Origin of the sequence: Microbacterium sp. LWS13-1.2 (genome assembly GCF_040144835.1) — a bacterium.
Classification (GTDB): domain Bacteria; phylum Actinomycetota; class Actinomycetes; order Actinomycetales; family Microbacteriaceae; genus Microbacterium.
On record NZ_CP151632.1, the window covers coordinates 2,812,066 to 2,834,304 of the forward strand.

At 70.3% G+C, this 22,239-nt stretch carries 22 protein-coding genes; 12 read left to right on the plus strand and 10 right to left on the minus strand.

Annotated features, from left to right (window positions below; translation table 11 throughout):
* Positions 1–4: 4 nt before the first annotated feature.
* The 3 genes from MRBLWS13_RS13205 to MRBLWS13_RS13215 form a co-directional block, all read right to left on the minus strand.
* Positions 5–1,231 carry an amidohydrolase gene (locus tag MRBLWS13_RS13205; protein ID WP_349425811.1) on the minus strand — a complete coding sequence of 409 codons (1,227 nt, stop codon included), beginning with the start codon at positions 1,229–1,231 and terminating at the stop codon, positions 5–7.
* Positions 1,232–1,424: 193 nt separating this feature from the next.
* Complete coding sequence (locus MRBLWS13_RS13210; RefSeq protein ID WP_349425812.1) at positions 1,425–2,444, minus strand: LacI family DNA-binding transcriptional regulator; 1,020 nt, start codon at positions 2,442–2,444, stop codon at positions 1,425–1,427.
* 74 nt (positions 2,445–2,518) lie between these two features.
* Entirely contained in the window at positions 2,519–4,201 is a 1,683-nt protein-coding gene (locus MRBLWS13_RS13215) for an alpha-amylase family glycosyl hydrolase (RefSeq protein WP_349425813.1), read from the minus strand.
* Between the two features lie 243 nt (positions 4,202–4,444).
* On the opposite strand from MRBLWS13_RS13215, the gene MRBLWS13_RS13220 reads away from it, so the two are divergent.
* Together MRBLWS13_RS13220 and MRBLWS13_RS13225 are read left to right on the plus strand one after the other, a co-directional pair.
* Complete coding sequence (locus tag MRBLWS13_RS13220) at positions 4,445–4,963, plus strand: adenine phosphoribosyltransferase (RefSeq protein ID WP_349425814.1); 519 nt, start codon at positions 4,445–4,447, stop codon at positions 4,961–4,963.
* Between the two features lie 122 nt (positions 4,964–5,085).
* Positions 5,086–5,343: a hypothetical protein gene (locus MRBLWS13_RS13225; protein ID WP_349429058.1), complete on the plus strand. Its 258-nt coding sequence runs from the start codon at positions 5,086–5,088 to the stop codon at positions 5,341–5,343.
* Between the two features lie 235 nt (positions 5,344–5,578).
* Here MRBLWS13_RS13225 and MRBLWS13_RS13230 read toward each other — a convergent pair whose 3' ends face one another.
* Positions 5,579–6,523: a 2-hydroxyacid dehydrogenase gene (locus tag MRBLWS13_RS13230; protein WP_349425815.1), complete on the minus strand. Its 945-nt coding sequence runs from the start codon at positions 6,521–6,523 to the stop codon at positions 5,579–5,581.
* 108 nt (positions 6,524–6,631) lie between these two features.
* Between MRBLWS13_RS13230 and MRBLWS13_RS13235 the strand changes: the two genes are divergently transcribed.
* On the plus strand, positions 6,632–7,063 hold the full coding sequence (locus MRBLWS13_RS13235; protein ID WP_349425816.1) for a DUF1761 domain-containing protein: 432 nt from the start codon (positions 6,632–6,634) through the stop codon (positions 7,061–7,063).
* A gap of 39 nt (positions 7,064–7,102) precedes the next feature.
* Here MRBLWS13_RS13235 and purQ read toward each other — a convergent pair whose 3' ends face one another.
* Positions 7,103–7,810, minus strand: a complete 708-nt coding sequence (purQ, locus tag MRBLWS13_RS13240; protein WP_349425817.1) for a phosphoribosylformylglycinamidine synthase subunit PurQ — start codon at positions 7,808–7,810, stop codon at positions 7,103–7,105.
* Entirely contained in the window at positions 7,807–8,055 is a 249-nt protein-coding gene (gene purS / locus MRBLWS13_RS13245; RefSeq protein WP_194412072.1) for a phosphoribosylformylglycinamidine synthase subunit PurS, read from the minus strand. Before purS ends, purQ begins: the two co-directional genes overlap by 4 nt.
* A 349-nt stretch (positions 8,056–8,404) precedes the next feature.
* Between purS and MRBLWS13_RS13250 the strand changes: the two genes are divergently transcribed.
* The 5 genes from MRBLWS13_RS13250 to MRBLWS13_RS13270 all read left to right on the plus strand — a co-directional run bounded on the left by MRBLWS13_RS13250 (position 8,405) and on the right by MRBLWS13_RS13270 (position 14,302).
* On the plus strand, positions 8,405–9,643 hold the full coding sequence (locus MRBLWS13_RS13250) for an ABC transporter substrate-binding protein (RefSeq protein WP_349425818.1): 1,239 nt from the start codon (positions 8,405–8,407) through the stop codon (positions 9,641–9,643).
* Positions 9,644–9,775: 132 nt separating this feature from the next.
* Positions 9,776–10,804 (plus strand): sugar ABC transporter permease, encoded by a 1,029-nt coding sequence (locus MRBLWS13_RS13255; RefSeq protein ID WP_349425819.1) that lies wholly within the window; start codon positions 9,776–9,778, stop codon positions 10,802–10,804.
* Complete coding sequence (locus MRBLWS13_RS13260; RefSeq protein WP_349425820.1) at positions 10,801–11,709, plus strand: carbohydrate ABC transporter permease; 909 nt, start codon at positions 10,801–10,803, stop codon at positions 11,707–11,709. The genes MRBLWS13_RS13255 and MRBLWS13_RS13260 overlap by 4 nt, the downstream gene beginning before the upstream one ends.
* Before the next feature lie 66 nt (positions 11,710–11,775).
* Positions 11,776–13,254: a family 1 glycosylhydrolase gene (locus tag MRBLWS13_RS13265; RefSeq protein ID WP_349425821.1), complete on the plus strand. Its 1,479-nt coding sequence runs from the start codon at positions 11,776–11,778 to the stop codon at positions 13,252–13,254.
* Positions 13,255–13,288: 34 nt separating this feature from the next.
* A complete protein-coding gene (locus MRBLWS13_RS13270) occupies positions 13,289–14,302 on the plus strand; it encodes a LacI family DNA-binding transcriptional regulator (protein ID WP_349425822.1) in 1,014 nt (337 codons plus the stop codon).
* Positions 14,303–14,325: 23 nt separating this feature from the next.
* On the opposite strand, the gene MRBLWS13_RS13275 is transcribed toward MRBLWS13_RS13270, so the two are convergent.
* Positions 14,326–15,165, minus strand: coding sequence for a VOC family protein (locus tag MRBLWS13_RS13275; RefSeq protein WP_349429059.1), 840 nt, complete (start codon positions 15,163–15,165; stop codon positions 14,326–14,328).
* Positions 15,166–15,432: 267 nt separating this feature from the next.
* The gene (locus MRBLWS13_RS13280) at positions 15,433–16,764 is read right to left on the minus strand and encodes a solute carrier family 23 protein (protein WP_349425823.1); all 1,332 of its coding nucleotides are present in this window, start codon (positions 16,762–16,764) and stop codon (positions 15,433–15,435) included.
* Between the two features lie 219 nt (positions 16,765–16,983).
* Here MRBLWS13_RS13280 and MRBLWS13_RS13285 point away from each other — a divergent pair, with 219 nt between their 5' ends.
* From MRBLWS13_RS13285 to MRBLWS13_RS13300, 4 genes are all read left to right on the plus strand, one after another.
* A complete protein-coding gene (locus tag MRBLWS13_RS13285) occupies positions 16,984–17,748 on the plus strand; it encodes an ABC transporter ATP-binding protein (RefSeq protein WP_349429060.1) in 765 nt (254 codons plus the stop codon).
* Positions 17,730–19,307, plus strand: coding sequence for a hypothetical protein (locus MRBLWS13_RS13290; RefSeq protein WP_349425824.1), 1,578 nt, complete (start codon positions 17,730–17,732; stop codon positions 19,305–19,307). The genes MRBLWS13_RS13285 and MRBLWS13_RS13290 overlap by 19 nt, the downstream gene beginning before the upstream one ends.
* A 141-nt stretch (positions 19,308–19,448) precedes the next feature.
* Positions 19,449–19,991 (plus strand): thioredoxin family protein, encoded by a 543-nt coding sequence (locus MRBLWS13_RS13295; RefSeq protein WP_349425825.1) that lies wholly within the window; start codon positions 19,449–19,451, stop codon positions 19,989–19,991.
* Positions 19,991–20,740, plus strand: a complete 750-nt coding sequence (locus tag MRBLWS13_RS13300; RefSeq protein ID WP_349425826.1) for a cytochrome c biogenesis protein CcdA — start codon at positions 19,991–19,993, stop codon at positions 20,738–20,740. Before MRBLWS13_RS13295 ends, MRBLWS13_RS13300 begins: the two co-directional genes overlap by 1 nt.
* A 29-nt stretch (positions 20,741–20,769) precedes the next feature.
* On the opposite strand, the gene MRBLWS13_RS13305 is transcribed toward MRBLWS13_RS13300, so the two are convergent.
* Together MRBLWS13_RS13305 and MRBLWS13_RS13310 are read right to left on the minus strand one after the other, a co-directional pair.
* Positions 20,770–21,741, minus strand: a complete 972-nt coding sequence (locus tag MRBLWS13_RS13305) for a phosphoribosylaminoimidazolesuccinocarboxamide synthase (RefSeq protein WP_349425827.1) — start codon at positions 21,739–21,741, stop codon at positions 20,770–20,772.
* A gap of 64 nt (positions 21,742–21,805) precedes the next feature.
* A complete protein-coding gene (locus tag MRBLWS13_RS13310; RefSeq protein WP_349425828.1) occupies positions 21,806–22,228 on the minus strand; it encodes a hypothetical protein in 423 nt (140 codons plus the stop codon).
* Positions 22,229–22,239 lie beyond the last annotated feature (11 nt).

The following is a 22,239-nucleotide window of genomic DNA, read 5'->3' on the forward strand; positions in this document are numbered from 1 at the left end:
AGGATCAGTCCGCGGGCGTGTCCAGGAACTCGCGCGCGGCGACCACGAGCGCCTCGACGCCGCGGCTGAGCGTCGGCTGGAGCACCGGTGCGAAGAACGGCGAGTGGTTCGTGGGGATGTCGCGCTCGACGGTCCCGGCGGCGAACGCCTCGGCGAACGCGACCGGGTCGGCGCCGCCCCAGAACCAGAACACCAGCGGCACGCCGGCCTCGCGCGCGAACCACGACACGTCCTCGCTGCCGGTGAACATGCCGGGGTCGATGACCGTTCCCTCGCCGAACGCGGCATCGAACGCGAGCACGAGGCGTGCGGTGGCGTGGACGTCGTTGATGGTCGGCGGGAGGGTGTGGTCGGTGACGAGGACCGGAGGCTCCTCGGCACCCGACGCCTGCGCCTCGGCGCGCACGATGCGCTCGACCTTCTCGAGCACCCGGGCGCGGGCCTCGTCGTCGGGGTAGCGCAGGCTCAGCTCGAGCTTCGCCTCGGCCGGGATGATGTTGTTCTTCAGCCCCGCGTGGATCGAGCCGACGGTGACGACCGCGACGTCGCGCGGGTCGACCTCGCGCGAGACGATCGTCTGCAGCCGCATGACGGTGGCTGCCGCCATCACCACCGGGTCGATGGTGGCCTGGGGCCGCGAGCCGTGGCCGCCACGGCCCAGCAGTGTCACCGTCAGCCCGTCGGATGCCGCCATCTGCGTGCCGCTGCGCACGCCGATGGTTCCCGAGGGAAGCGGCGTGACGTGCTGGCCGAGCACGATGTCGGGCCTCGGGAACCGGTTGAGCACGCCGTCGGCGATCATCGCCTGCGAGCCGGCGCCGTACTCCTCGGCGGGCTGGAAGACGGCGACGATCGTGCCCGACCACTCGTCCTTCGTGGCGACCAGGCGCTCCAGTGCGCCGAGCAGCGCGGTGACGTGCATGTCGTGGCCGCAGGCGTGCATCACCGGCACGTCGTTGCCGGACGGGTCGGTGCCGCGCGCGGTGCTGGCGTACTCGAGGCCGGTCTGCTCGGGCACCGGGAGGGCGTCCATGTCGGCGCGCAGCCACACCACGGGGCCCTCGCCGTTGCGGATAACGGACGCGATGCCGGTCTTGCCGATGCCCTCCTCGAACTCGACGCCGAGCTCCGTGAGGTGCTGCGTGATCACCCCCGCCGTGCGGGTCTCCTGGAAGGACAGCTCCGGATGCCGGTGCAGATCGATGTAGAGCGCTTCGAGGTCGAGGGTCATGGGGTCGAGCCTATCCGCGGGCACGACGCGGGCACCGCCCGGGACGTCCCTGGACGTCCGTGGACGTCCCGCCGCAACCGCGGGAACCGCCGCACATCGCGCGCAAGTGAACGAAGAAGATGGGCGTGAATCGACGTGCAGCCAGGAGGGCGAGACGTCGGGGCCGGGGAGTAAGGCGTCCGGAGGGGAGGCGTCAGGAGGGGAGGCGGGCGGTCGTGCCGCGCACGATGAGCTCGAACGGCAGCTCGCCCGGGCGGTGCGTCGGCGTCTCGGCATCCGTCGACTCGAGCGCCTCGAGGATCGCGTCGGCGGCGCGCTCGCCCTGCCCGAGGGGGAACTGGTCGACCGTCGTGAGGCGGAAGAACTCGCCGAGCTCGTGGCCGTCGATGCCGATCACCGACAGGTCCTCGGGCACGCGGTAGCCGAGTTCCCGCGCGGCCAGAAGCGCGCCGATCGCCATCTCGTCCGAGGCCGCGAAGATCGCCGTGGGCCGGCCGCCGGGCTTGCCGAGCAGCTGCTTGGCGGCGCGGAAGCCGCCCTCGATGGTGAAGTCGGCAGGCTCGAACAGCGACGGGCTGACGGTGATGCCGGCATCCGCCAGCGCCTGCTCGAAGCCCTGCCGGCGCTGCGTGGGGATGTGGAAGTCGATGTCGAACTCGGGGCTCGCGCCGATGTGCGCGATCGCACGGTGTCCGAGGGCGAGCAGGTGCTCGGTGGCCAGGCGCGCGACCGCGACGTCGTCGACCGTCAGGGTGGTCAGGCGCGGGTTGGGTCCGCCGATGGCGATGACCGGCAGGTCGAGCGCGACGAGGCGCTCGGTCTCCTCCTCGCCGAGCTCCAGCGAGATCGCGATGACGCCGTCCACGCGCTGACGTCGGAGGAACGTGTCGAAGATGTCGTGGCGCTCGGCGCGATCGGCGGTGAGGCTGTATAGCGTGATGTCGTAGCCGCGGCGCATGAGCGCCGACGCGATGCCGCTCAGCACCGTCGAGAAGAACCAGCGGTCGAGGAAGGGCACCAGCACGCCGATGTTGCGCGTGCGTCCCGAGGCCAGGCTCGAGGCCGAGGCCGACACCACGTAGCCGAGGCTCTTGGCAGCTGCTTCGACCTTGGCCTTGGCCCCGGCCGAGACGTGGCCGCGTCCGCTCAGCGCGCGCGAGACGGTCGCCGTCGAGACGCCCGCCTGGCGGGCGACCTCGTCGATGCTGACCACGTCGTCACCTCTTCCTCGCGCTCACGGCGCTGCGTGCGCACTCCCGGCCCCGCGGAGCCGGGAGTCACGCCGGCTCAGTCGTTCGTCACCCAGACGGTCGTGTCGGCCGGGAGCTCCCCGCCTGCGACCGGACCGCTCGCCGCGATCACGATACCGCCCGGGAGCGCGATCGGCGTGGAACCGGTGTTCGCGACGACCGTGACATTCCCGTTGCGGAATGCGACGGCATCCGTTCCGTAGCCGTGGACCCACTCGAGCGAGCCGGCGCCCAGCGATCGCGCACGGCGCTCCGCGAGGAGGGTGCGGTACAGCTCGAGCGTGGATCCCTCGACGCCGGACTGCACGTCGCGCGCGAGCGTCGCCCAGTCGGCCGGCTGCGGCAGCCACGACGCGCCGCTCTCGTTGAAGCCGTAGGCCGGGGCATCCGCGTTCCACGGGATCGGCACGCGGCAGCCGTCGCGGCCGTACCGCTCGCCGTTCGTGCGGAACCAGGTTGGGTCCTGACGAGCGTCGCCCGGGATGTCGATGACCTCGGGCAGGCCGAGCTCCTCGCCCTGGTACAGGTAGGCCGAGCCCGGGAGGGCCAGCATGAGCGTCGTGGCGGCGCGGGCGCGGGCCAGACCCACCTCGGGGATCGGCTGACCCGGCGACTCCGGGCCGATGCCGTGACCCTGCGGGTTCTCGGCCGTGAGCGCGAGTCGCGAGGCGTGGCGCACGACGTCGTGGTTCGACAGCACCCACGTGCTCGGCGCACCGACACCGGGGAACGCCTGCAGTGACACGTCGATGACCTCGCGGAGGTCCGCGGCGTTCCACTCGGTCTGCAGGTAGGGGAAGTTGAAGGCCTGGTGCATCTCGTCCGAGCGCACCCATTCGGCTGTGCGCGCGGCGGTCGGCAGCCACGCCTCTGCGGCGAGGGCGCGGTCGCCCTGGTAGTCCTCGAGGATCTTGCGCCAGTCGCGGTACACCTCGTGCACGGCATCCTGGCCCCAGTAGGGCACGTTCTCCTCTTCGCCGCCCATCGACCCGGCCTCCGGGTCGGGGATGTAGTCCGGCAGGCCCTCGGCCTTGACGAGGCCGTGCGCCACGTCGACGCGGAAGCCGTCGACGCCCCGGTCGAGCCAGAAGCGAAGGATGCGGCGGAACTCCTCGCGCACCTCCTCGTTCGACCAGTCGAAGTCGGGCTGCGACGAGTCGAACAGGTGCAGGTACCACTGGCCGGGGCGGCCATCGGCCTCGACGATGCGCGTCCAGGCGGGGCCACCGAAGACGGACTCCCAGTTGTTCGGGGGCAGTTCGCTGTGCGCGCCCTTCCCGTCGCGGAACATGTAGCGCCCGCGCTCGGGGCTGCCGGGCGCGGCGGCCAGCGCCTGCTGGAACCACTCGTGCTGGTCGGAGGAGTGGTTGGGGACGAGGTCGACGATGACTCGGATGCCGCGGTCATGGGCACCGGCGAGCATCGCGTCGAAGTCTGCCAGCGTGCCGAACAGCGGGTCGACGTCGCAGTAGTCGCTGACGTCGTAGCCGGCGTCCTTCTGCGGCGACCGCTGGAACGGGCTCAGCCAGATCGCGTCGATGCCGAGGTGGGCGAGGTCGTCGAGGTGCGAGGTGATGCCCGGCAGGTCGCCGATGCCGTCGCCCGATGCGTCTGCGAAGGAGCGGGGGTAGATCTGGTAGATGACGGCGGTGCGCCACCACTCGCCGCCGACGGGGGCGAGGAACGCGTCCGTGCGCTCAGCGGTCTCTGCGGAAGTCATCCGACCAGTGTACTGCAAGCGCTTACAGTGTGACGTCGAGCCGGCCGGCGTTCCTCAACTGAGGAACAGGGCCGATGTGAGGGCCGAAACGCCGTGGTCGGCCCCTCAGTCCGGCACCGCTCCTCAGTTGAGGAACGACGCGGGCGCCGGATGCGGTGCGGTGGTGGCGAAGGCGCGGATGCGGCGCGGTGATGGCGAAGGCGCGGAGGCGGCGGGAATCGGGCCCGGGCGTAGGGTGGGCGGGTGCTGTCCGAAGCCCTCACGCGCGCCGAGTCCCTGATCCGAACGATCCCCGATTACCCCGAGCCGGGTGTGCAGTTCCGCGACATCACGCCCCTGCTGGCGGATGCCCGGGCCCTGCGCACCGTCATCCACGCGATGATCGCGCCGTTCGAGGGCTCGTTCGACGTCGTCGCCGGCGTCGAAGCCCGCGGGTTCCTGCTCGCTGGCGCGGCCGCGATGGAGGCCGGAGCGGGCCTGGTGCCGATCCGCAAGGCCGGCAAGCTGCCGCTGCCCGCGGCATCCATCACCTACGCGCTCGAGTACGGGACCGCGACGATCGAGGCGCACGACGACATCGCCGGAGGCAGCCGCGTGCTGCTGGTCGACGACGTGCTCGCCACGGGCGGCACCCTGGTCGCCGCGCACCAGCTCGTCGCCGAGCTCGGCGGCGTCGTCGTCGGCACGGCGGTGCTCGTGGAGCTGACCGCGCTCGGCGGGCGCGAGGTCGTCGGCGACGTGCACACGGTCTTCACCGCCTGACCTCGTCACCGAGCCGACGGTCTGCGGCGGGTGCGGGGCGTTTCGTCTCGCTCGTTCCTCGCTCGCCCAACGACCGGAACTCCAGGTCCACGGGTGCTGCGGCGTTCGACGCCGTCGTCGTGATGCCCGTCGACGCTCCCGATGCGCCGGCATCCGTCGTTCGTCGAGTGATTGCGACGCTTCGTCGGGAAGCGCTCCTCGGTCAGGCCGTCTATGGCGGCGTGCCTGGGCATCCCGCGGCGATCACCCTCTCGCACTTCGCCGCGCTGTCCGCCGCGCTGGACGGTGACCGCGGCGCACGACCGTATCTCGTCACCCACGGCGTGGTCGAGGTCGAGTGCAGCGATGTCTGGTCGGGCGCCGACATCGACCACCGGTGACGACACGCGGAGCGCCCACTCACTGGTCGTTGAGCGAGTCGAACACGTCGCACCACCGGTCGTTGAAGGAGGGAGGGAGGGAGCGCCAGCGACCGAGACGAAGCGCCTCGAGCCGTGCCGCTGCGCCGGGTGCGGCGCGTTTCGTCTCGCTCGTTCCTCGCTCGCTCAACGACCGGGGGTGCGGGGCGTTTCGTCTCGCTCGTTCCTCGCTCGCTCAACGACCGGGGTGCACGCTTCAGTCGCCGAGGACGACGTTGATCGGCGTCTCGCCGGCGACGAGGCGCTCGATCTGCGTGCGCACCAGCTTCGCGACGCGGGGGAGCATCGCACTTGAGGCGCCGCCGACATGCGGCGCGATGAGCACGCCGGGAAGGCTCCACAGCGGGTGCCCGTCCGTAAGCGGCTCGGGGTCGGTCACGTCGAGCGCGGCGCGGATCCGTCCGCGACGGATGTGGTCGACGAGCGCCTCGGTGTCGATGAGCGAGCCGCGCCCGACGTTGACGATGAGCGCGCCGTCGGGCAGCGAGGCCAGGAACGCATCGTCCACGATGTGCCGGGTGGCGTCGCCGCCGGGCAGCGTCAGGATCACGATCTCGGCGCGGGGGAGCAGTTCGGGCAGCTCGTCCACCCCGTGCACATGGTCCACGCCGTGCGCGCCGTCCTCGTCGCGGGCGCGGGAGGCCACCGCCGTGAGCTCCACCTCGAACGGCGCGAGGCGCGCGGCGACCGCCTTGCCCACGCCACCGTAGCCGAGCAGCAGCACGCGGCGGTCGGCGAGGCTCTGCGCGAAGACGGGCGCCCAGCGCCCCGCCGCAGTGTCGACCGCGAAAGCGTCGATGTGCCGCTGCGCCGCGATCGCGAGGCCCACGGCCAGTTCAGCCGTGGAGGTCTCGTGCACGGATGCCGCGTTGGCGAAGCGCAGGCCCGCGGGAAGGATGTCGGCGACGCCGTCGAAGCCGATCGACTGACCCTGCACGAGACCGACGTCGACGCCCTCGAGGCGCTCGAGCACGCGCGCCATCGACATGTACGGCGGCACGACGATGTCGAGCCGGTCGCGCGGAGCGGGGCCATCCATCGGCCACACCACCAGCTCGACGCCGGCGGGGAGCTCCCCGAGATCTGCGGCGAGTTCTTCGGTCGGGACGCTGACGACGAGGGCGCGGATGTCACTGCTCACACCATCCACGTTACCGGCGAGGCGACGGGCCGGCGTCGCCGGGCGGCGCTAGGCTCTCGCCCAGCGGACACCGCTGTCCGAGCGGCGCCCCGGAAAGAGGAGGCGGTCGTGGTTCCCGAGATCAACTACTGGGCGGTGCTCATCGCGACGGCGTCGAGCATGGTCGTCGGCTCCATCTGGTACACCCCGAAGGTGTTCGGCACCCGATGGGCGAAGCTCGCGAACGTCGACATGGACCGGCCCGGAGCGACCGCCGTCGTACCGATCGTCGTGACCGTCATCGTCAGCTTCGTGACCGCCTGGGTGCTCGCCGGCGCCTCCTCGATCGCGTGGCACTTCTACGGCGGCAGCTACGTCTGGTCGGCGCTGGCGACCGGCGTCATCCTATGGGCCGGCTTCACCGCGGCGAGGTTCATAACGCACGACGCCTTCGAGGGCCGGCCGTCCTCGCTGACGGTGCTGAACATCGCGCACGAGCTCGTGACGATCGTCGTGATGGCGCTCATCATCGGCGTGTGGCCGCCGGCGGGCACCGTCTGACGCGCGCGCTTCCGGTCGCTCGCCGGCGGATGCCGGTGGTCAGGCGGCCTGTGCCACCACGGCCGCGATGGCCGAGGTGAAGAACGACAGGCCGTCGACGCCCGACCGCATGGCGGCCGCGGTGTCGGGACCGAAGCCCGGCTCGACTGCGTGCTCGGGGTGGGGCATGAGGCCGACCACATTGCCGCGCTCGTTGGCGATGCCGGCGATGTCGCGGAGCGATCCGTTGGGGTTCACTCCGACGTACCGGAACACCACGAGACCCTCGCCCTCGAGGCGATCGAGCTCGCTCTCGGAGGCGATGTAACCGCCGTCGGCGTTCTTCAGCGGGATCACGATCTCCTGGCCGGAGGCGAATTCATGCGTCCATGCCGTGTCGTTGTTCTCGACGCGGAGGCGCTGGTCGCGGCGGATGAACTGCTGGTGCGCGTTGCGGATCAGGCCGCCCGGGAGCAGGTGCGCCTCGACGAGCATCTGGAAGCCGTTGCAGATGCCGAGGATGGGCATGCCCTGCGCCGCGGCATCCTTCACTTCCGACATGACCGGCGCGAGGGCCGCTATCGCTCCCGCGCGCAGGTAGTCGCCGTAGCTGAAGCCGCCCGGCAGCACGAGTCCGTCGACACCGTCGAGGTCGTGAGAGCCGTGCCAGAGGGCGACGGGCTCGCCGCCGGCGATCTCGATCGCGCGCTGGGCGTCACGGTCGTCGAGCGAGCCGGGGAAGGTGATGACCCCGATGCGGGCGGTCATTCCACGACCTCGATGCCGACGACGTCCTCGATCACCGCGTTCGACAGGATCTCGTCGGCGATGCGCTGCGCCTCGGCGAGCACCTCGTCGGTGACCTCGCCCTCGACGGTGAGCTCGAACCGCTTGCCGATGCGCACCGCGCTGAAGTCGGAGACCCCGAGCCGGGCGAATGCGCCCGAGACGGCCTTCCCCTGCGGGTCCAGAAGCTCGGCCTTGGGCATGACGTCGACGACGATGGTGGGCATCCGAATCCTCCTGGCGGCCGCGGGCCGCAGATATCAGTCGTTGAGCGACGAGCGCAGCGAGGAGTCGAAACGCCGGATGTCGCGGGCAGGGGTCCCCTCCAGTCTACGGGCCCCGGCATCCGTCGTATCGACCGCCTGCCGCAGAGCTCGTGACGCAACCGTGATCAAACCGTGGGAGCGCTCCCTTGACTTCGTGGGAGCGCTCCCGTAGCGTGGCGTCTCGATCGATGGGAACGCTCCCACGAACACACCAACCGGCGAGGATCCCTCCGAGCCGATCCTGCAACACACACGACCCTGACAACACAAAGGAGTGACAGTGAACGCACGCGCCTTCCGCAGAAGCGCTGTGGCAATCGCCGCATTCTCAGCTTCCGCCATCGTCCTCGCCGGCTGCGCCGGCGGCAACGACGACGCCGGCAGCGAAGACGGCGAGATCACGCTGACCCTGGCGACCTTCAACGACTTCGGCTACGACGATGAACTCCTCCAGGAGTACATGGACGAGAACCCGAACGTGAAGATCGTCCACAACAAGGCGGCCATCACCGACGACGCCCGTACGAACTTCTTCGCGAAGCTCGGCAAGGAAGGCCTCGCCGACATCGAGGCCGTCGAGGTCGACTGGTTCGCCGAGGCCATGCAGTACTCCGACCTGCTCGCCGAGGTGCCCGACAGCGCCAAGGGCCGCTGGGTCGAATGGAAGGAAGAGGCCGCGACGGATGCCGATGGGCGTCTCGTGGGCTTCGGCACCGACATCGGACCGCAGGCGGTCTGCTACCGCGCCGACCTGTTCGCCGCCGCCGGCCTGCCCTCGACGCCGGACGAGGTCGCCTCGGCGATCGACGGCGACTGGGACACCTTCTTCGACCTGGCCGACCAGTACAAGGCTGCGACCGGCAAGCCGATGCTCGACTCCGCCAACTCGGCGTTCCAGGGCATCGTCAACCAGGTCGAGTTCCCGTACGACGAGCCCGACGGCACCGTGGTCGCGACCTCCAACCCGGAGATCGAGGCGGCCTACAACCTCGTCGTCGAGCGCGGCATCCCGAACTCGGCCTACTCGGGCCAGTGGTCGGACGACTGGAACGCCTCGATGGCCAACGGTGAGTTCGCTGCCATGCTGTGCCCGCCGTGGATGCTCGGCATCATCTCGGGCAACGCACCCGAGGTCACCGGCTGGGAGATCGCGAACGCGTTCCCCAACGGCGGCGGCAACTGGGGTGGCTCGTACCTGACCGTCCCGGCGAACGGCAAGAACGTCGAGGCGGCTCTCGCCCTCGCCGACTGGCTGACCGCTCCGGAGCAGCAGGAGAAGACCTTCGTCAACGTCGGCGCGTTCCCGAGCGCGGTCGACGCGCAGGCCGCTCCGTCGATCACGGACTCGACCAACGAGTACTACGCCGACGCCCCGACCGGCTCGATCTTCGCCGACCGCTCCGAGGCGATCACGGTCACGCCGTACAAGAGCGCGGACTACTTCAAGTACAACACCGCGCTGCAGGACGCCATCACGCGAGTCTTCGACGGTGTCGAGGACGCGCAGACCTCGTGGGACACCTACGTCGCCGAAGTCGAAGCATTCTGATCGGTCGACGATGACGATCGTGTCCGCTCGCCGGACGTGATCTGACATCACCAGTGGAGTGCGTGCGGGTCCCCGCGGCCCGCACGCACTCCGCCTCCAGCGCCCACTCTCCACCCGGATCGGAGCCCCCCGGTGACCTCGACCGCAACCCGCCCCACGGCATCGGGGCCGGACGATCGGCCCAAGCCCGAACGCGCGCCGCGCGTGCTGTCCTTCTCCCATCGCATGAGCCGCTGGGACCTGAAGGTCTCGCCCTACCTCTACATCTCGCCGTTCTTCATCCTGTTCGCGATCGTGGGACTCTTCCCGATCGTCTACACGGCGGTCATCTCGTTCCAGGAGTGGGACCTCGTCCGCAACTCCGGCACGTTCGTCGGCTTCGACCAGTACATCTGGATCCTGTCGCAGGCCGACTTCTGGGTCGCGCTGCGCAACACGTTCAGCATCTTCCTGCTGTCGTCGGTGCCGCAGATCGTGCTCGCCCTGTTCATCGCGGCGATGCTCGACCGCAACATCCGGGCCAAGACCTTCTGGCGGATGAGCGTCCTGCTCCCGTACGTCATGGCCCCGGTCGCCGTCGCGTTGATCTTCAGCAACATGTTCGGCGACAACCACGGTCTGGTGAACAACATCCTCACCAGCGTCGGACTGGACCCGATCGCGTGGCACAAGGATCCGTTCTGGAGCCACATCGCCATCGCGACGATGGTCAACTTCCGCTGGACGGGCTACAACGCCCTGATCCTGCTCGCCGCCATGCAGGCCGTGCCGCGCGAGTACTACGAGGCCGCCACCGTCGACGGCGCCAACGCGTTCCGCCAGTTCTGGAGCATCACGCTCCCGTCGCTGAAGCCGACGCTCATCTTCGTGGTCATCACCTCGACGATCGGCGGCCTGCAGATCTTCGACGAGCCGCGCATGTTCGACACCTTCGGCCGCGGCGGCGCCGCCAACCAGTGGCTGACGATCACGCTGTACCTCTACAACATCGGCTGGGGCGAGTTCAACTTCGGCCGCGCCGCAGCCCTGGCGTGGATCCTGTTCATCATCATCCTCGCCATCGGCCTGATCAACCTCGGCATCACCCGTCGCCTCGTGCGCGACGAGGGCGGTCGCGGCGTCATCCAGCGCCGCCGTCGCCGGAAGGGAGCCCAGCAGTGAGCGCCATCAGCACCCCGCCTCTCGCCGTCGTCGAGGAGAACCTCCCCAACGCGCGTCGCAACCGGCGCACCACCAAGATCCGCGGCGTCCGCGCCGGGTTCTGGGTGTACCTCGGCCTCGGAGTCGTCATCGTCTCGGCGATCTTCCCCTACTACTGGTCGTTCCTGATCGGCTCGGGCGACGCCACCACGATCAACGACCCGAACATGTCGTGGCTGCCGGGCGGCAACTTCATCGCCAACGCGCTGGCGGTCGTCAACGACCCGGCCGTCAACTTCTGGCTGGCGCTGTGGAACTCCATCTTCAGCTCGACCGTGATCGCGGCATCCGTCGTCATCTTCTCGACGCTCGCCGGCTGGGCGTTCGCGAAGCTGCGCTTTCCGGGCGGCAAGTGGCTGCTGGCCTTCGTGGTTGCCACGATGGCCGTGCCCATGCAGCTCGGCGTGGTGCCGCTGTACCTCCTGTTCTCGGACCTCGGCTGGACCGGCCAGATCGGCGCCATCATCATCCCCGCGCTCACCAGCGCGTTCGGGGTGTTCTGGATGACGCAGTACCTGTCGCAGACCGTGCCGGACGAGCTCATCGAGGCGGCGCGCGTGGACGGGGCCTCCATGATCCGCACGTTCTGGACGGTCGGCGTCACCGCGGCCCGTCCCGCGGCCGCGATGCTGTTCCTCTTCACCTTCGTCGGCGCGTGGAACCAGTTCTTCTGGCCGTTCATCGTGCTCGACCGCCAGAGCCCTACCCTGCCGGTCGCGCTCTCGCTGCTGCAGTCCAACTACTTCGTGGACTACTCCATCGTGCTGGCCGGCGTGCTGCTCGCCACGATCCCGCTGCTCATCCTGTTCGCCCTCGCGGGCAAGCAGCTGGTGAGTGGAATCATGGCCGGTGCCGTCAAGGGCTAGGCCTTCCGCCTCCGCTCGGCCTCAGTCATCCTGAACTCAATGCATCCAGAGAGGACCTCCCCCCTCATGACGACCGCGATCCCGCGCGCCTTCCCGTCGGACTTCCTGTTCGGCGCCGCGACCGCCGCCTTCCAGATCGAGGGCGCCGCCCACGAGGACGGCCGCCGTGACTCCATCTGGGACGCCTTCTGCCGTGTGCCGGGCGCGGTCATCAACGGCGACAACGGCGACGTGGCGTGCGACCACTATCACCGCTACGCCGGCGACGTGGCGCTCATGAAGCACCTGGGCCTGCAGACGTACCGCTTCTCGACGTCGTGGTCGCGCGTGCGGCCCGACGGCGGCGCGGTCAACCCGCAGGGCGTCGACTTCTACAAGCGGCTGACCGACGAGCTGCTGGATGCCGGCATCCTGCCGTGGCTGACGCTCTACCACTGGGACCTGCCGCAGGCGCTGCAGGAGCAGGGCGGCTGGGCCAACCGCGACACGGCCGACCTGTTCACCGAGTACGCGCTGACGATGCACGACGCGCTGGGCGACCGGGTGAACGTGTGGACGACGCTCAACGAGCCGTGGTGCTCGTCGTTCCTGAGCTACACCGCCGGCCTGCACGCGCCGGGTCACTACAGCGTCGAAGAGGGCGTCCTGGCCGCGCACCACCTGCTGCTCGGTCACGGGCAGGCCGTGCGCGAGCTGCGGGCGCGCGACGCGTCGCTCAAGCTCGGCATCACGCTGAACCTGACGGTCGCCGAGCCGGTCGACGCGAACGACCCGGCCGACGCCGACGCCGCGCGCCGCATCGACGGCCAGTTCAACCGCTGGTTCCTCGACCCGATCTTCCGCGCCGAATACCCGGCCGACGTCGTCGAGGACATCCGGAAGGTGGATGCCGCGGCGGTCGCCGCATGGGAGTCCGCCGTGCGTCCGGGCGACCTCGAGACGATCGCGACGCCGATCGACACCCTCGGCGTCAACTACTACCACGGCGAGTACGTGGGCGGCCACGAGCCGGTGAACCCGCCGATCGGCGGCGACGCGCCGACCGACCGCCCGGGCCGCTCGCCGTACCCCTCGCACGAAGGCATCTTCTGGCACGAGCGCGGCCTTGCCCGCACCCCCATGCAGTGGGAGGTGCAGCCCGAGGGCCTCACCACGCTGCTGCACCGGGTGTGGGACGAGTACGCGCAGTCGGCCTGCACGGTTCTCTATGTCACCGAGAACGGTGCGGCCTACGACGACGAGCTGGTCGTCGAGGGTGCCGAGAAGCGCGTGCACGACGCCGACCGCGTGGAGTTCCTGCGCGGTCACCTCGGCGCGATCCTCGATGCCGCAGACGCGGGCGTCGATGTGCGGGGATACTTCTATTGGTCGCTCCTCGACAACTTCGAGTGGGCGTGGGGGTACGAGAAGCGGTTCGGCATCGTGCGCGTCGACTACGACACGCAGGAGCGCACGCCGAAGGACAGCGCTCTCGAGTACCGCCGGATCATCGGCGCCCGCGCCCTCGACCTGGCGCCCGCGCGCGCGGCGGCCGTCACGTCATAGCGTCCCGGACATAGCATCCGGGAGGAGGAAGAGAATGAGCGTCGAGGCGATGCGTTCGGCAGTCACGATCGAAGAGGTCGCCGCAGCGGCGGGGGTCTCGCGGTCCACGGTGTCGCGCGTGGTGAACGGCTCGACGGCGGTGAGCCCCGAGGCTCTGCAGTCGGTGACGCGAGCGATCGCCGAGCTCAACTACGTTCCGAACCGCGCCGCGCGGTCGCTGGCGAGCCAGAAGACCCACGCGGTCGCGCTGATCGTCCCCGAAGACACCACACGGTTCTTCGGTGACCCCTTCTTCGCGGCCATCGTGTCGGGGATCAACTCCCGCCTGAGCCGCTCGGACTACGTGCTCAACCTCTTCATCGCGAGCGATGACCCGGGCGACAAGACTACGAGCTACGTCCGCAGCGGCGCCGTCGACGGCGCCATCGTCGTCTCGCACCACACCAGCGACACGTTCATCGACCGCATCGCGAGCGTCGTCCCGGTGGTCTACGGCGGCCGCCCGGTGCGCGAGCGCGAACGCGACTACTACGTCGACGTCGACAACGTGCGCGGGGCCTACGACGCGACCGTCTACCTGATCGAGAGCGGCCGCAAGCGCATCGCGACGATCACGGGTCCCCGCGACATGCCCGCCGGCGTCGACCGGCTGCAGGGCTACCGCGACGCGCTGGCGGCATGGGACCTCGACGAGATCGCCATCGAGGACGGCAACTTCACCGCCGACGGCGGTGCAGACGCGATGCGCCGCGTGCTCGCCACCGGTGCGAAGCCCGACGCGGTCTTCGTCGCGAGCGACCTCATGGCGCGCGGCGTGCTGACCGTGATCGCGGCGGAGGGCCTTCGTGTTCCGGAGGACATCGCGATCATCGGCTTCGACGACTCGCCGGTGGCGACCTCCGTCATCCCGCAGCTGACGACGGTGCGCCAGCCCTCCTTCGCGCAGGGGGAGCGCATGGCGACGGTGCTGCTCGACCTCCTCGCGGGGCGGCATCCGCGGCACGTCACGATCCTCGAGACCGAGCTGGTCGTCCGCGAATCGGTCTGACCGCGGGTTCCGGGAATCCTGGGTCAGCCGCGGCCCGGGACGGTGGCCTGCAGGAGGTTGCGCCAGGGGTCGTCGAACGACACGGTGCGACCGTCGTCGCGCGCCTCGAGGCCGTGGTGCCGCAGGCGCTCGGCGAGGGCGCCGAGGGCGTCGGCGTCGGGCAGGGCGAGGTCGACGCGGCCGAGGCCGAGCGCCGGCATCCGTGGTCCGGCACCGCGCGAGTTCCACACGTTCATCGCCATGTGGTGGTGGTAGCCGCCGGCGCTCACGAACAGCGCCTGGTCGCCCATCGCGGCGGTCTGGTCGAACCCCAGCGCGTCGACGTAGAACGCATGGGCACTCGCGACGTCGCCGACCGACAGGTGCACGTGTCCCACGGATGCCGCGTCCTGACCCGTCGCACCGCTCGCGGCCCGCTCGGTGAGGTGCTCGCGCAGGAAGGCGTTCGGGTCGAGGTGAAGGGTCGCCATCTCGATGCTGCCGTGCGTCCACGACCACTCGGTGCGGGCGCGGTCCCAGTAGAGCTCGATGCCGTTGCCCTCGGGGTCGGTCAGGTAGAACGCCTGGCTGACCAGGTGATCGGCCGATCCGCTGAACGTGTGCGGGGCGTGCTGGGCGACGCTGTACAGCGCGGCCGCGAGGGCCTCCTGCGTCTCGAAGAGGATGGCGGTGTGGAACAAGCCCGCCGCGCCGGGCGCCGCGTGGCGCAGCGCCGGCTCGTGCCGCAGCACGACCACGGCGCGACCGGCTCGTCCGAGCACGACCTCGTCGCCGTCGGCGGCGAGCACCTGCAGCGTGATGACGTCGCGGTAGAACGCCGTCATGCCGTCCAGGTCGCCCACGAGGAGCGTCACGGCTCCCATCGACGTGTCGGCGGAGAGACGGTCGGCCGCCGCGAGTTGTGTATTCACACGAATGAGAACCGCCGGCATCCGCCCTTCATTCCCCTGCACGACGGGTCGAGGTCGCCCGGAGACCCGGAGTCAGCTGGGTTTGGGGCGCACCGCGACCGTTTGGGGCGCGCGCGACACGCCCCGAACGACCGCGGCGCGCCCCAAACCCGAGAAGGACGGTGGATGTCGCCACCCAGGTGGACTCAAGGGCCTCGGGTGGCGGCATCCGCTGTTCGACTACTGCGGGTCGCCGCCGAGCTGGCCGACTGCCGGGATCGGGCCGCCATCGTCCGCGCCGGTCTTGCGCCAGCGGGCGATGGCGTTGCCGAGGTGGTAGATCAGCAGCGCCGCCGCTGCGCCGATCACGATCGCGCCGAGCTGGAAGTCGCCCCACTGCATCGTGAACCCGGCGATCGCGATGACGAGCGCGACGGCGCCGGTGTACTGGTTCACCGGGCGCGAGAAGTCGACGCGGTTGTCGACCCAGATCTTGATGCCGATGATGCCGATCAGGCCGTACAGCGCGGTCGTCACACCGCCGAGCACGCCGGCGGGGATCGAGTTGAACACCGCGCCCACCACCGGCGACAGCGACAGCAGGATGGCGAACAGTCCCGCGACCCAGTAGGCGGCCGTCGAGTACACGCGGGTCGCGGCCATGACGCCGATGTTCTCGCCGTACGTCGTCGTGCCCGAGCCGCCGAAGGTGCCGGCGAGCACGGTGGCGGCGCCGTCGGCGATCAGGGCGCGACCCGTGTACTGGTTGACCGACGACTCGGTCATCGTCGCGACGCCGCGAACGTGGCCGACGTTCTCGGCGATGAGCACGAGCACGACCGGCAGGAACATCGCGATGACGCTCCAGGTTCCTGGGTCGCCGAAGGTCGGGAACGCGAAGGTCGGCAGGCCCACCCACTGCCCGTTCGCCACGAGCTCGTCGACGGCGCTGAAGTCGACCTCGCCGCGCAGCAGCGCGACGATGTAGCCGACGATCACGCCGAGGAAGATCGAGATGCGGCCGAGGAACCCGCGGAACAGCACGCTGAACAGGATCACGGCGGACAGCGTGATGGTCGCGGTGATCGGCGCCTGCTGGAAGTTCGTCCAGGCGACCGGCGCAAGGTTGAATCCGATCAGCGCGACGATGGCGCCGGCGACGACCGGAGGCATGAGCTTCTCGATCCAGCCGAGGCCCGCGAACTGCACGATGAAGCCGACGGCCGCCAGCAGCACGCCCACGGCGACGATGCCGGCGAGCGCCGAGCCGATGCCCTGCGAGGCGGTTGCCGCCGTCACCGGGGCGATGAATGCGAATGAGGAGCCCAGGTAGCTGGGCAGGCGGTTCTTCGTGATGAGCAGGAACAGCAGCGTCCCGATGCCCGAGAAGAGCAGGGTCGTCGAGACGGGGAAGCCGGTGAGCACCGGCACGAGGAATGTGGCGCCGAACATCGCGATGACGTGCTGCGCGCCGATCGCGACCGTGGCGGGCCAGTTCAGTCGCTCGTCGGGCTTCACCACCTTGCCCGGTTCGACGGTCCGGCCGTTGCCGTGAAGGGTCCACGTAGGCATGTGCGCTCCTTGCGCTCGGGGGATGGTGCGAGCATCACCCTAGCGACGACCGGCGGCTCGGTGAGTTGCCCCGGCGATGCGGCATCCGAGAGGCTGGTGCGGGGCCGCGGCGCCTCGTTCGCGAAACCGATGTGACGGAGAGATGTGACCGACTCAGCGATTCCTTCCCTGCCCCCTGGCCCGGCGGTGACGGCCGATGCCGCCCGGAGCGGGTACTCGATACGCGGCGATCATGCGGCGCTCGAGCTGCGCGGCCTGCACAAGCGGTTCGGGCAGAAGGTGGCGGTCGAGAATCTGAGCCTGCGGGTGCCCGCCGGGTCGTTCTACGGCCTGGTCGGACCGAACGGCGCCGGCAAGACCACGACGCTGTCGATGGCGACGGGCCTGCTCGCACCCGACGCGGGCCAGGCGCTCGTGCACGGGGTCGACGTCTGGCGTGACCCCGTCACGGCGAAGGCGATGCTCGGCAACCTGGCCGACGGCGTCAAGCTGTTCGATCGACTCACCGGCGAGCAGCTCGTCACGTACAACGGCCTGCTCTTCGGCATCCCGCACGACGAGATCGCCCGTCGCACGGCGGATCTCCTGGCACTCATGGACATGACGGATGCCGCGGGCACGATGGTCGTGGACTACTCGGCCGGCATGACCAAGAAGATCGCGTTGGCGTGCGCCCTCGTCCACGCGCCGCGGCTGCTCGTGCTCGACGAGCCGTTCGAGTCGGTGGATCCGGTGTCGGCCGCGAACATCCAGGACATCCTCACCGGCTACGTCGCGGGCGGCGGCACGGTGATCGTCTCCAGTCACTCGATGGACCTGGTGCAGCGCATGTGCGACCACGTCGCGATCGTCGCCGCCGGCCGCCTGCTCGTCGCCGGGACCGTCGTTGACGTGCGCGCGGGCCAGCCGCTGCAGGATCGCTTCGTCGAGCTCGTCGGAGGCCGTCGCCACACTGAGGGGCCGGAATGGTTGCGACGCTCCTGAGGCTGCGGTTCCGGGTTCTGGGCAATCAGCTCGCCCGCAGCCCGTGGCAGCTGGTCGGCTTCATCTTCGGCGCCGTGTACGGGCTCGGCCTGCTGGCCGGCATCGTGGTGGGGCTCGTGCTGCTCGGCTTCGGCGATCTGCGGCTGGCGAGCAACGTCATCGTCGGCGTCGGTTCGGTCGTGACCCTGGGCTGGGCCCTCGTCCCCCTCGTCGCCTTCGGCGTCGACACCACGCTGGACCCCGCCCGTCTCGTCGTGTTCCCCATGTCGCTGCCGCGCATGATGGTCGCACTGACGCTCGCGGGGGTCTGCGGCATCCCCGGGATCATCACCTCCGCGGCGGCGATCGCGACGATCGCGACCTGGGCCCACTGGCCGGCTGCGATCGTCGCCTGGATCGTCAGCACGCCCCTGGCCGTGCTGACGGCGGTCGTCGCCTCGCGCGCCGTCGCGTCGCTGGCGTCGGGACTGGGCAGCGGGCGGCGCTTCCGCGAGGTCTCGGGGATCGTCATCTTCATCCCGCTGATCCTGGCCGGCCCGATCATCGCGGGCGTGGCGACCGGCTTCGCCGTGAACGCCGACACGCTGGCATCGACGGTTCCGGTGCTGGGATGGACCCCGCTCGGCGCCGCCTGGGCGGTGCCGGCCGATGCCGCGGCGGGGGATCTGCCAGCGGCGGCAGCGAAGCTGCTGATCGCGCTCGTGACGCTCGCGGTCCTCTGGCTGCTGTGGCGCGCATCGCTCGGCCGTTCCCTGGTGCGTCCCCCGCAGACGTCGGCCGCGCCGGTGCGGGCGGGCTCCGTCGGCTGGTTCGGGCGCGTGCCCACCGGCGCGGCAGGCGCCATCTTCGCGCGGGCGCTGACGTATTGGACGCGCGACCCGCGCTACCTGCGCCAGCTCATCGGGGCGCCGCTCGTGCCCGTGCTGCTGTGGTTCTACGCCCGCGGCGGCGATCCCCTGACCGCGCTGACGTTCTCGGGTCCGATCATCGCGATGGTGATCGGCATCGTCGTGTACGCCGACATCTCGTACGACGGCACGGCTTTCGGCACCGAACTCATCACGGGAGCCTCCGGACGCGCCGACCGGGTCGGCCGCAGCCTCGCCGCGGCCGCGGTGGCGCTGCCCCTGGTGGTGCTCGCCGTGATCGTGCCCTTCGCCCTCGGGGGCGATTGGCGGCAGTTCCCCGGCATCCTCGGCATGTCGGTCGGCATCCTGCTCACCTGCTACGGCGTGTGCGCGGTCACCTCGGCACAGCTGGTGGTTCCCGTGGCCGCCTCCGGCGACAACCCGTTCAAACGGGTTCCGGGCACCACCTTCCTCCAGGGCATGGCGTTCTTCGGCATCTGGCTCGTCGCGCTGGTGCTGTCGGCACCCGTCGTGATCGTCGGGCTGATCGGCTACTTCACGGGCGACGCGACGCTCAGCTGGGTGGCGTGCGCCATCGGAATCGTGCTCGGTGCCGCCGTGCTCATCGGCGGCATCCTCGTCGGCGGTCGCGCGCTGGACCGCACGGCACCTGTCCTGCTGTCGCGACTCAAGGCGATGAAGAACGCGTGATCCCGTGGCGTCGGCGCCGCGGTGGCGACGCGTCCGGGTCGCCGGTCCGACGTCACGATCAGCTCCACGTTCCGCGGTCCGTATGGGAACCGTAATGACTGCGATGCCTCCCCGCGCCGCGGCACGGATCAGGATGGTGTCATGAAGCGGGCAACGGTGATCGGGACAGTGGTCGGTGCCGTCGTGGTGGCGGGCGTCGCTGCGGCGATCGCCTTCGCGGCGGACGGCGGTGTCGCGGGACTCGCCGGCGTCGGCGGCCCCTCGCCGACCTCCTCCGTGATGGCAGAGCCCAGCGCTTCTCCGTCACCGGACCGCACGAGCCCGGAGTCGACCGTCGAGCCGCAAGCGGCTGAGACGGACCAGCCGGCACCGGGCGCCTACGTCGACTACAGCGAGGATGCACTGGCTGCAGCGGGCGGCACGAGGGTCCTGTTCTTCCATGCGCCCTGGTGTCCGCAGTGCCGCGCCCTCGAGTCCGACATCCTCGCTGCCGGGGTGCCTGCGGGCGTCACGGTGCTGAAGGTCGACTACGACTCACGACAGGATCTGCGCCAGCAGTACGGCGTCAGAATCCAGACGACGGTGGTGGCGCTCGATGAGGAGGGCAACGGCACCGCCGCATTCGTCGCCTACGACGAGCCGACCCTGGCAGCGGCTCTGTCGGGGCTCGGGCTCGGCGGCTGATGCTCGCGCTGACGGTCGTCTCGTTCGCGGCCGGAGTGCTGACGGTTCTCGCCCCGTGCGTGCTCCCGCTGCTTCCGGTGATCGTCGGGGGCACCGCCGTCCGGACCGGTGCGACAGCGCAGACCGCGGAGCGCGAGTGGTACCGCCCGCTCGTGATCGCGGCATCCCTCGCCATATCCGTCGTGGTGTTCACCCTGCTTCTGAAGGCGACCACGGCCCTTCTGGGGATCCCGGCCTGGGTATGGCAGGCGGCGTCGGGCGTCATCGTCGCCGCCTTCGGGATCACGATGGTGTTCCCCACCCTCTGGGAGCGGCTGACCGTCGCCGCCGGCTGGCAGGCGGGCGGCGGGCGACTGCTCGATCGGGGCTACCGCCGGGCTGGTCTCGGCGGCGACATCGCCCTGGGCGCGGCCCTCGGTCCGGCTTTCAGCAGCTGCAGCCCCACCTACGCCCTGATCGTCGCCGCGGTGCTGCCGGCCAGCTTCGCCGCCGGCGTCCTCTATGTCTCGGCCTACGCCGCCGGCCTCGCCCTGGCGCTGCTGGGGATCGCTCTGGCCGGGACGGCGCTCGTTCGCCGGCTGGGCTGGCTCGCCGATCCCCATGGCGTGTTCCGTCGCGTGATCGGCGGCCTGCTGGTGGTGGTGGGGGTCGCCGTGGCTCTCGGCTGGGATCGCGTGGTGCAGGCGTGGGTGCTCGAGCAGGGGTGGTACGGCCCGATCGAGAACATCGAGCGGATGCTGCTCGGGTGAGCGAACGGACCCGGCACGGCGAGGCGGAATCAGGCGGCGGTGAGGCGCTCCAGCAGCTCGCGGTAGCGGGCGGTGGTGCGTGCCACGATGTCGGCCGGAAGCGCCGGAGGCTCGCCCTCACGCGGCGCGGGCCAGTTCGCCGCGAGCCAGTTGCGCACGATCTGCTTGTCGAAGCTCGCCATGCGCTCCTCGGGAGTCGTGCCCGAGGCCCAGGCCGCGGCATCCCAGTACCGTGACGAGTCGCTGGTGAGCACCTCGTCGGCGAGGGTCATCACGCCGTTCTCGTCGAGCCCGAACTCGAACTTGGTGTCGGCCAGGATCACGCCGTGCGCCTCGGCCGTCGCGGCAGCGCGGGAGTAGATCTCGAGCGACAGGTCGCGCAGCTCGGCCGCGCGCTCGGCGCCGACGAGCTCGACGGTGCGCTCGAACGAGATGTTCTCGTCGTGCTCGCCCATCGGCGCCTTGAACGCCGGGGTGTAGATGGGCTCGGGCAGCCGGTCGCCGTTCGACAGCCCGCCGGGCAGCTCGATGCCGCACACGGTGCCGCTCTCGCGGTACTCCGCCCAGCCCGAGCCGGTGAGGTAGCCCCGGACCACGCACTCGATCGGCTGCATGTCGAGGCTCTTCACGACCATCGAACGACCGGTGACGGCATCCGGGATCAGGCTCTTCAGGTCGTCGGCGGTGTTCGCCTCACCGTCCGCGCCGCGCGTGAGGGTGTGCGACGCGGCGAGGTGGTTCGGGATGCCGCGCCCGCCGTCGGCACCCGCGAGCTGGTCGAACCACCACAGGCTGAGGGTGGTGAGAAGCTCCCCCTTGCCCGGGATGCCGGGCGAGAGCACGTGGTCGAACGCGCTGACGCGGTCGCTGGCCACGACGAGCAGGCGCTCGGGCTGCGCCCCTTCTGCCGTGTCTTCCGGAACGTAGAGGTCGCGCACCTTGCCCGAGTACGCGTGGCGCCAGCCGGGGAGCTCGGTCGTGGGGGTGGGGGTAGCCGTCACCCGTCCATTATCCGGGTAGGTCCCGCGGATCTCAGGTCGGCGTCGTGAACGCCGGCAAACAGGGTCAGGGGGTGATCGCGTCGACGTGCGCGAACGCCTCGCCGACGAGCGGACCCCAGCGCTCCGCGGCATCCGTCCCCACCGTCGCCCACTCGCGCATGGGCCGACCGCGCATGACCGCGGGCTGCGCCTCGTTCGCCTCCGCCAGCTCGCCGATCCGCCTCTCGGGCAGCTTGACCATCAGCTCGCCCGCGAACGTCACGAAGGCGAACACCTTGCCGCGGACGTTCAAGCCCTCCGAGCCGAACATCGCTCCGAGGGCGACATCGGGCCGCGATGTCCACTCCGCCACGATCGGGTCGAAGATCGCGTAGGCCTCGGGGAACTTCTCACGGCGCACGACGGCCTTGTCTGCCATGCCCTCACCGTACGACCCGCCGCCGACACCGCGCCAGGGAAGCGGCATCCGGGTGGTGCTCGTCTTCACTTCCCGCGGAG

Excerpts from the sequence above, each read along its gene's own strand:
- MRBLWS13_RS13205 (WP_349425811.1), bottom strand. The coding sequence starts at position 1,231 with ATGACCCTCGACCTCGAAGCGCTCTACATCGATCTGCACCGGCATCCG.
- MRBLWS13_RS13215 (WP_349425813.1), bottom strand. The coding sequence starts at position 4,201 with ATGACTTCCGCAGAGACCGCTGAGCGCACGGACGCGTTCCTCGCCCCC.
- MRBLWS13_RS13225 (WP_349429058.1), top strand. The coding sequence starts at position 5,086 with ATGCCCGTCGACGCTCCCGATGCGCCGGCATCCGTCGTTCGTCGAGTG.
- purQ (WP_349425817.1), bottom strand. The coding sequence starts at position 7,810 with ATGACCGCCCGCATCGGGGTCATCACCTTCCCCGGCTCGCTCGACGAC.
- purS (WP_194412072.1), bottom strand. The coding sequence starts at position 8,055 with ATGCCCACCATCGTCGTCGACGTCATGCCCAAGGCCGAGCTTCTGGAC.
- MRBLWS13_RS13265 (WP_349425821.1), top strand. The coding sequence starts at position 11,776 with ATGACGACCGCGATCCCGCGCGCCTTCCCGTCGGACTTCCTGTTCGGC.
- MRBLWS13_RS13270 (WP_349425822.1), top strand. The coding sequence starts at position 13,289 with ATGAGCGTCGAGGCGATGCGTTCGGCAGTCACGATCGAAGAGGTCGCC.
- MRBLWS13_RS13275 (WP_349429059.1), bottom strand. The coding sequence starts at position 15,165 with ATGGGAGCCGTGACGCTCCTCGTGGGCGACCTGGACGGCATGACGGCG.
- MRBLWS13_RS13280 (WP_349425823.1), bottom strand. The coding sequence starts at position 16,764 with ATGCCTACGTGGACCCTTCACGGCAACGGCCGGACCGTCGAACCGGGC.
- MRBLWS13_RS13290 (WP_349425824.1), top strand. The coding sequence starts at position 17,730 with ATGGTTGCGACGCTCCTGAGGCTGCGGTTCCGGGTTCTGGGCAATCAG.
- MRBLWS13_RS13295 (WP_349425825.1), top strand. The coding sequence starts at position 19,449 with ATGAAGCGGGCAACGGTGATCGGGACAGTGGTCGGTGCCGTCGTGGTG.
- MRBLWS13_RS13300 (WP_349425826.1), top strand. The coding sequence starts at position 19,991 with ATGCTCGCGCTGACGGTCGTCTCGTTCGCGGCCGGAGTGCTGACGGTT.